Here is a 6,986-nt window from a genome sequence, read left to right as displayed (position 1 = left end):
GGCCGCCCCGCCGCCGCACCTCCCGGGCCGGAGCGCACCGCTCCCCCCGCAGGTCCCGCAGCAGGGCCAGGGCGCTCCGCACCCGCCGGCACCGGCACCGGCACCGCAGCACCCCGCACCGCAGTACCCCGGACAGCAGCCGGATGCCTACCAGCCTCCGCCGCCCGGTCCGCAGGGCCCACCGGTCGATCCCCGTACCGGGGCGGCCTGGCCCTCCCCCGTGACGCACGATCAGCGCGAGCGGTCCGTACCGGGGGCCCCGCTCGGCTACACGGCCGCCGTGGAGCTGTCCTCCGACCGGCTGGTCCGGGGCAAGCAGAAGGCGAAGAGCAGCCGCACCCCCTCCGGCGCGTCCCGTTTCAAGCTGGGCGGCAAGAAGGAGGAGATCGAGCGGCAGCGCAAGCTGGAGCTGATCCGCACTCCGGTGCTCTCCTGCTACCGGATCGCGGTCATCAGCCTCAAGGGCGGTGTCGGCAAGACGACCACCACGACCGCGCTGGGCTCGACCCTGGCCACCGAGCGGCAGGACAAGATCCTCGCCATCGACGCCAACCCGGACGCCGGTACGCTCGGGCGCCGGGTGCGCCGCGAGACCGGGGCGACCATCCGCGACCTGGTCCAGGCGATCCCGTACCTCAACTCCTACATGGACATCCGCCGCTTCACCTCGCAGGCGCCCTCCGGTCTGGAGATCATCGCCAACGACGTGGACCCGGCCGTCTCCACGACCTTCAACGACGAGGACTACCGCCGGGCGATCGACGTCCTGGGCAAGCAGTACCCGATCATCCTCACCGACTCGGGCACGGGTCTGCTCTACAGCGCGATGCGCGGGGTGCTCGACCTCGCCGACCAGCTGATCATCATCTCGACGCCGTCCGTCGACGGCGCCTCCAGCGCCTCCACCACGCTGGACTGGCTCTCGGCCCACGGGTACGCGGATCTGGTGCAGCGCTCCCTCACGGTCATCTCCGGGGTCCGTGAGACCGGGAAGATGATCAAGGTTGAGGACATCGTGCAGCACTTCGAGACCCGCTGCCGCGGCGTGGTCGTGGTGCCGTTCGACGAGCATCTGGCGGCCGGGGCGGAGGTCGACCTCGACATGATGCGGCCCAAGACCCGCGAGGCGTACTTCAACCTCTCGGCGCTCGTCGCGGAGGACTTCCAGCGCGCCCAGCAGCAACAGGGGCTGTGGACGTCGGACGGCAGCAGCCCGCCGCCGCAGTTCGCCCCGCCCATGCCGGGTCAGCAGACGCCCCCTCAGCAGGTGCCGGGGCAGCAGCCGTACGCCCCGCAGCAGCCCGGACAGCCCTACCCGCCGCAGCAGTACCCCGGGCAGCAGCCGTACCCGCCCCAGCAGTACCCCCAGCCGTCCTACGGGGCCCAGCCGCACGCGCAGCCCTACCCGCCCTACGGCGGCCCCGGTGCACAGCAGAACGGCTGGCAGCAGGCGCCCCCTCAGCCGGGTGCCCACCAGCCCGGACAGCCCCCGGCACCGCCGCACCCCGAGGGCCGGGCACCCCAGCCCGGCGAGCCCGACGGACCCGGTCAGGCGCCGCCCGCCGGCTGGCAGCAGTACCCCCCGCAGCCGCCTTCGGCGCCTGGCCAGTAAGGCAGTAGAGGTCTAAACCAATGAGGGCCCGCACCGTTCCCACGGTGCGGGCCCCCCTTGTATTCGCGCAGCCCACACCCGGTTTGGCCGACCGTTGACGCAGCCCGGACCCGCTGATAAACCTTCGCTTCACCAGCTGGCGAACCAGAGATCTGCCCGCCTTCACCGTGCGAGTCATGACGCGAGGTCCACGTCCCATGGTCACAAGTCCCCCTCCACGCCCGGCCCGCCCCCGCGGCGGTCTGCGCCTCCTGCTCACCTCGGGCGCGGCGGCGCTGGCCCTGGCCGCCGGTTCCGTCGTCCCCGGGAACCCGGTCGGCCCCTCCGCGCAGGAGGCCCGGGCGGCCGGCTCGGACACCTCGACGCTCACGGTCGCGGTCGCGCAGAGCGTCGACTCCCTGAGCCCGTTCCTCGCCCAGCGGCTGGTCTCCACGAGCATCTCCCGGCTCATGTACGACTTCCTGACCAACTACGACGCCAAGGACAACCACACGATCCCCGGTCTCGCCACCGCGTGGGAATCGTCGCAGTCCAAGCTGACCTGGACGTACACCATCCGGTCGGACTCGAAGTGGTCGGACGGGCAGCAGGCCACCGCCGAGGACGCGGCGTGGACCTTCAACACGATGATGACGGACGAGGGCGCCGCCACCTCGAACGGAAGCTTCGTCAGCAACTTCAAGAAGGTCACGGCCCCCAGCCCGGACAAGCTGGTCATCGAGCTGAAGAAGCCCCAGGCCACGATGACGGCGCTGGACGTGCCCATCGTCCCCAAGCACATCTGGGAGAAGGTCTCCGACTTCTCCAAGTTCAACAACGACAAGGACTTCCCCATCGTGGGGAACGGGCCGTTCATCCTGACGGACTACAAGGTCGACAGCTATGTGAAGCTCAAGGCCAACAAGGACTTCTGGCGCGGCGCGCCCAAGTTCGACGAGATCGTCTTCCGCTACTACAAGGACCAGGACGCCGCCGTCGCCGCGCTGCGCAAGGGCGAGGTGTCCTTCGTCGCCGGCAGTCCGAGCCTCACCCCCGCCCAGGCCGCCTCCTTGCAGGGCGCCGACAACATCAAGGTGAACGACGCCCCCGGCCGGCGCTTCTACGCGCTGGCCGTCAACCCGGGCGCGCGCACCAAGGCCGGCGAGAAGTTCGGCGACGGCCACCCGGCGCTCCGGGACCAGAAGGTCCGTCAGGCGCTGTTCATGGCGGTCGACCGCGGGGCCGTCGTCGACAAGGTCTTCCAGGGCCACGCCGTGGAGGGCGAGGGCTACATCCCGCCGCGCTTCGGCGCGTACTTCTGGAAGCCCTCGGCCGAACAGAAGTTCGCCTACGATCCGGCGAAGGCGGGCGCCCTGCTGGACGAGGCCGGCTACCGGAAGAACGCGGCGGGCAAGCGGACGGGCAAGGACGGCAAGCCGCTCGACTTCCGCATCCTGTGCCACGCCACCGACCCGAACGACAAGGCGATCGGCAAGTACCTCCAGGAGTGGTGGGGCGACCTGGGCATCGGCCTGAAGGTCGACTGCATGGACAACGTCTCCGACCCCTGGTTCGCGGGCGAGTACGACCTCGCCTTCGACGGCTGGTCCGTCAACCCGGACCCCGACTTCGTGATGTCGATCCACACCTGCGCCGCGCTCCCGACGAAGGCGAAGGAGACGGCGGCGACCGACGACTTCATCTGCGACGAGCGGTACGACGAGCTGTACGCGAAGCAGCTCGCCGAATACGACCCCGCCAAACGGGCTGACCTGGTCAAGCAGATGGAGTCGCGGCTGTACGACCTGGGGTACATGAACGTCATGGCGTACCCGAATGCCGTCGAGGCCTACCGCACCGACCAGATCGAGTCCATCACGACGATGCCCGCCGACGCGGGCAACATCTACGGCCAGGACGGTTACTGGAGCTGGTGGTCCGCGGCCCCGGCCGCCGGCGCGTCGGGCGGCTCGTCCGGCGGCGGCAGCTCCACCGGGGTCCTCATCGGGGCCGGGGCCGCCGTAGTCGTCCTCGCCGGTGGCGGGCTGCTGTTCGCCATGCGTCGCCGTTCCACCGCGGAAGACCGTGAATAGTCCATGAGCTCTGAAAGCATTCCCGCGCCCCCGCCGGGGGCGGCGGGCGCGGGCACCGCGCAGGCCGACGGTACGGCTCCGGTCGTACCGCCGGCCCGCGGGCCGCGCGCCCGCGGCGCGACCGCGTACCTCCGCTATGCGGCGGGCAAGCTGGCCGGTGCGGCCGTCTCGCTGTTCGCCGTGCTCGTCACCAGCTTCTTCCTCTTCCGGCTGATCCCCGGCGACCCGGTCAAGCAGATGACCGGCGGGCGCCAGGTGTCGGCCGAGCAGATCGCCTCGATGCGTCGCGAATTCGGGCTGGACCTGCCGCTCTGGCAGCAGTTCACCGAGTACTGCGGCAAGGCCCTGACCGGCGACTTCGGCACCTCGTACCAGTTCCACGCCCCCGTCGTGGACAAGATCGCCGAGGCGCTGCCCGCCACGCTGCTGCTCACCGGCACCGCCTTCGTGATCTACACGGTGATCGGCGTCTGGCTGGGGTCCCGGTCCGCGTGGCGTAACGGTTCTGCGGGCGACCGCTTCCACACCGCCTTCGCCCTGACGCTGTACTCGGTCCCCTCGTTCTGGCTCGGGCTCCTGCTGATCATCACCCTGTCGGTGGGCATCGGCCCGATCCCGGGGCTCTTCCCGACCGGCGGCATGGAGTCGGGCCCCGGCAGCGGCCTCGACCACGTCCTGGACGTGGCCCACCACCTGGTCCTGCCGGTGATCACGCTCGTCGCCGTCGAGTACGCCCGCACCCTGCTGGTGATGCGCTCCTCGCTGCTCGACGAGATGGGCAGCGACTATCTGACGACGGCCCGGGCCAAGGGACTGCGCGACGACCTCGTACGCCGCCGCCACGCCGTGCCGAACGCGATGCTGCCGACCGTCACCCTGCTCTTCGTGAACCTGGGCAACACGGTGGCGGGCGCCATCCTGGTGGAGACGGTGTTCTCCTGGCCGGGTCTCGGCGGCCTCTTCTACCAGGCGCTCAGCGTGCCCGACCTGCCGCTCGTGCAGGCCCTGTTCTTCGTCTTCGCCGCAGCGGTGATCCTGATGAACACGCTCGCCGATGTGATCTATCCGCTCCTCGATCCCCGGGTGGGCCGATGACGACCACGACCGACGCGGTACCGGGCCCCGGACCGCGCAGCCTCGCCCGGACCCGGCGGCGTCAGGCCGCCGCCCGCTTCTGGCGTCAGTACCGCACCCACGGGACCGGCCTCGCGGGACTCGCCGTCCTGGCGCTGATCGCCGTGGCCGCGCTCGCCGCTCCCTGGCTGGTGGGCGCCGACTCGCAGAGCGTCAGCCGCTCCCGGCACCGCCCTGGAACCGCCGAGCGCGGCCTTCCCGCTCGGCACCGACCAGTTCGGCCGCAGCCTGCTGGCCCTGCTGGTGTGGGGCACCCGGGTGTCGCTGACCGTGGGCCTGCTCGCCGCGTTCCTCTCCGTGGCCATCGGCACCCTGGTGGGCGTCACCGCCGGCCACTTCAAGGGCTGGTACGGCAACGTCGTCATGCGGATCACCGACTGGTTCCTGGTGATGCCGACACTGGTGCTGGCCATCGCGCTGGCCACCGTGCTGTCCCGGTCCATCTGGACGACGATCCTGGCGATCGGGGTGACGACCTGGCCGACGACCGCCCGGCTGGTACGGGCGCAGACGCTGTCCGTGGAGGCCCGGCCGTACATCGAGCGCTCCCGGGCGCTCGGCGGAGGGCACCGGCACATCATGTCCCGTCACGTCCTGCCCAACGTGATGCCGCTGGTGCTCGCCCAGACGACGCTGGTGATCTCCACCGCCATCCTCACCGAGGCGACGCTCGCCTTCCTCGGGCTCGGCGATCCCACGATCGTCTCCTGGGGCGGGCTGCTCCAGGACGCGCGTGAGGCCGGGGCCGTCAGCTCCGGCAACTGGTGGTACCTCGCTCCGCCCGGACTCGCCATCGCGGTCGTCGCCCTCGCGTTCACGCTGTGCGGCCGTACCGTCGAGTCCGTGCTCAACCCCAAGCTGGGGGTGTCCCGTTGACCGCTGTGAAGCAGGAGACCGCGCCGAGGCCCGAGGCCGGTCAGCCGTTGCTCGACGTCAGGGACCTGCGGGTCACCTACGGTTCGGGGCCCTCGGCCGTACCCGCCGTACGCGGCGTCGACCTGCGCGTCGAGGCGGGCAGGAAGCTGGGCATCGCCGGTGAGTCGGGCTGCGGGAAGTCGACGCTGGCGCTCGCGCTGCTGCGGCTGCTTCCCCCGTCCGCCACCCTGAGCGGTCAGATCCTGCTCGACGGCGAGGACGTCCTCACCATGAAGTGGGGACGGCTGCGGGCCGTGCGCTGGGCCGGGGCCTCGATCGTCTTCCAGGGCGCGATGCACTCGCTGAACGCGGTGCACCGCATCGGGGACCAGATCGCCGAACCGATTCTGCTGCACCGGAGGTCCACCCCGGCCGCCGCCCGCAAGCGCGCGGGCGAACTGCTGGAACAGGTGGGTCTGCCGGCGGCACGCGCGAACGCCTACCCGCACGAGCTGTCCGGCGGCCAGCGCCAGCGGGTGATGATCGCCATGGCGCTGGCCTGCGATCCCCGGCTGATCGTCGCCGACGAGCCCACGACCGCCCTGGACGTGATGATCCAGGCACAGATCCTGCGGCTGATCGAGCGGCTCGTCGCCGACCAGGACCTCGGCCTCGTCATGATCAGCCACGACCTGGCGGTGCTCTCCGACACCTGTGACCGGCTGGCGGTGATGTACGCGGGCCGCGTCGTCGAGGAGGGCCCGGCGAAGCAGGTGTACGAGGACGCCCGGCACCCCTACGGGCACGCCCTGTCGGCCGCCTTCCCCACGGTCGGCGACCTCTCCTCCCGGCACGCCCCGCGCGGTCTGCCGGGCGACCCACCGGATCCGGCGGCGCTGCCCTCGGGCTGCACGTTCCACCCGCGCTGCCCGGTGGCACTGGAGTCCTGCGCCACCGAGGACCAGGAACTCCGGGACGCGGGGCAGGGCCGGCGGGCGGCCTGTGTGCTGGCGGAGCCGGACGCCCCCGGGACGCCGGGCCTGCGGAACGGCACCGAGAACGAGACAGCGAGGAGCACGTCGTGACCACCCCCGCCTCCACCCCGCTGCTCAGCGCCGAGGCCCTGGAGGTCGCCTTCCCCGGCCGCCGCGGGGCGTCGACGGCGCGTGCCGTCGACGGGGTCGACCTGGACATCCGGCCGGGCGAGATCGTGGCCCTGGTCGGCGAGTCGGGTTGCGGCAAGACGACGCTGGCCCGGTCCCTGCTCGGCCTGGTCCCGCCCACCTCCGGCCGGGTCACGTTCGGCGGGGAGC

General features: G+C 71.5%; 5 protein-coding genes and 1 pseudogene. All 6 read left to right on the top strand.

The features are described from left to right. A partial coding sequence (locus tag IH13_RS38205; protein ID WP_031087463.1) for a nucleotide-binding protein occupies positions 1-1,612 on the top strand: 1,612 nt, incomplete at its 5' end. A 197-nt stretch (positions 1,613-1,809) separates the two neighbouring features. Beyond that, on the top strand, positions 1,810-3,684 hold the full coding sequence (locus IH13_RS0123270) for an ABC transporter substrate-binding protein (protein WP_031087461.1): 1,875 nt from the start codon (positions 1,810-1,812) through the stop codon (positions 3,682-3,684). A gap of 3 nt (positions 3,685-3,687) precedes the next feature. Further along, a complete protein-coding gene (locus IH13_RS0123265; RefSeq protein WP_031087458.1) occupies positions 3,688-4,779 on the top strand; it encodes an ABC transporter permease in 1,092 nt (363 codons plus the stop codon). Beyond that, positions 4,776-5,694 (top strand): annotated as a pseudogene (locus tag IH13_RS38200) (ABC transporter permease). Before IH13_RS0123265 ends, IH13_RS38200 begins: the two are co-directional and overlap by 4 nt. Further along, positions 5,691-6,758, top strand: a complete 1,068-nt coding sequence (locus tag IH13_RS0123255; protein WP_031087456.1) for an ABC transporter ATP-binding protein — start codon at positions 5,691-5,693, stop codon at positions 6,756-6,758. The pseudogene IH13_RS38200 and the gene IH13_RS0123255 overlap by 4 nt, the downstream one beginning before the upstream one ends. Further along, the coding region (locus IH13_RS0123250) for an ATP-binding cassette domain-containing protein (RefSeq protein WP_031087454.1) at positions 6,755-6,986 on the top strand (232 nt) is incomplete at its 3' end. The genes IH13_RS0123255 and IH13_RS0123250, both read left to right, overlap by 4 nt.

The organism is Streptomyces sp. NRRL WC-3549, assembly GCF_000721935.1.
Taxonomy (GTDB): Bacteria; Actinomycetota; Actinomycetes; order Streptomycetales; family Streptomycetaceae; genus Streptomyces.
This window is presented reverse-complemented; position numbering and strand designations above follow the sequence as displayed.

Bases quoted from the DNA above. Each gene is read 5' to 3' on its own strand.
- IH13_RS0123265 (WP_031087458.1), top strand. From the start codon at position 3,688: ATGAGCTCTGAAAGCATTCCCGCGCCCCCGCCGGGGGCGGCGGGCGCG.
- IH13_RS0123270 (WP_031087461.1), top strand. From the start codon at position 1,810: ATGGTCACAAGTCCCCCTCCACGCCCGGCCCGCCCCCGCGGCGGTCTG.